The organism is Bradyrhizobium campsiandrae, from assembly GCF_014529705.1.
Classification (GTDB): Bacteria; Pseudomonadota; Alphaproteobacteria; order Rhizobiales; family Xanthobacteraceae; genus Bradyrhizobium; species Bradyrhizobium campsiandrae.
This window is the reverse complement of record NZ_JAANIH010000157.1, coordinates 1-1,296: the sequence shown is the minus strand read 5'-3', so window position 1 is coordinate 1,296 and position 1,296 is coordinate 1. Positions and strand designations below refer to the sequence as shown.

Here is a 1,296-nt window from a genome sequence, read left to right as displayed (position 1 = left end):
GTTCTTTAATCGCGGGCACGGTGTCAACCCCGATCGACAAACATGATCCACTGCCGGGTTCATGGTTCTTTCCGCGGTCGTCTCGATGCAGGAGCGCCGCATGATGGCGTTCAAGAGGTGTAGCATCTCGATGTGAAGAGCGCGGTGCATATTGCCCGCAGGGACGACTTCGAGATTGCCAACACCTTCCGTCCCGGCAGGGACGCATGTTCCGCCGAAGGCGGATCTCGGTTGGTTTAACGCTGGTTCATGCGGTACGTATCTCTGCCTGGAATTCGGTGCCATCGGTCCAGATGGCATGGAGGATGACAGCCATTTTGCGAGCGAGGGCGACCTTGGCCTTTTTGGTGCCGATGCGTTTGGCCAGCTTGCTGCCCCAGCGCTTGAGCGCAGAACCTCGTCTTACGACGGTCAGCAGGACGTTTGCGGCCTCGAACAAATAAGTTCGAACTTGGTGGTTGCCGCGCTTGGAGATGCGGCCGGAGCGGTCGATCTCACCGGACTGATAACGTCTTGGTGTCAGGCCGAGATAGGCGCCGACGTCGGCCGAATGTCTGAAGCGAGTGGGATCATCGATGGTAGTGACGAAGGACAGGGCAGTCAGCGGACCAATCCCGGGAACGGTCATCATTCGCCGAACAGTTTGGTCGTCTTTTGCCACTGCCAGGAGTTGTCGATCAAATTTGTCAATTTGCTCGGTCAAACAGGACTGGGCAAGGAGTAGCGGCGCGAAAATATCTTGTAAATCCGGCGCTTCAGCAAGCACGGCGTTGACTTTGCGAGCCAGGTTGGTCGAACCGGCCTTGCCGAGCACTATTCCCAGCCCCTTACACAGACCGCGCATCTGGTTGTCGATGTCCCGCCGCAGATTCACCAGTTTGGTTCGAGCCGCCAGCATCGAACGGGTTTTCCAGTTCTCCGCCCCCTTCACGGCAGCTTCCCGGTACCATCCCATGCGGGCCATTTCAGCCAGTCCTTTGGCATCGTTCTCGTCCGACTTGTTGATGCGCATTGATAGCGCTGCGTTGGCATGACGCGCATCAAGGCAAATAACCGGAAAGTCCAGCGCCCTGAGCTGGTGCCAAAGCCAATTGGATAGCGAGCCGGTTTCAAATACGATCCGCTCAGCGTTCCCGGCATGCCGCCGCAAGAGTTTAGCGATCGCCTCTGGATCGGTGGGCACGCAACCTTCGAATGTCACGCCGCCGCTCTCGTCCAAAACACAAACGCTGGTTTCTTCCATGGAGATGTCCAAACCGACGTACTGTTTCATAGCATTGCTCTCCCTTGCCATCA

General features: G+C 57.3%; 1 protein-coding gene. It reads right to left on the bottom strand.

What is annotated here, in order from left to right:
* Nucleotides 1-247: 247 nt before the first annotated feature.
* Nucleotides 248-1,273, bottom strand: a complete 1,026-nt coding sequence (locus G8O24_RS42450; protein WP_188108405.1) for an IS110 family RNA-guided transposase — start codon at nt 1,271-1,273, stop codon at nt 248-250.
* Between the last annotated feature and the right edge of the window lie 23 nt (nt 1,274-1,296).

Coding starts and splice junctions, on each gene's coding strand:
- G8O24_RS42450 (WP_188108405.1), bottom strand. CDS start 1,273: ATGAAACAGTACGTCGGTTTGGACATCTCCATGGAAGAAACCAGCGTT.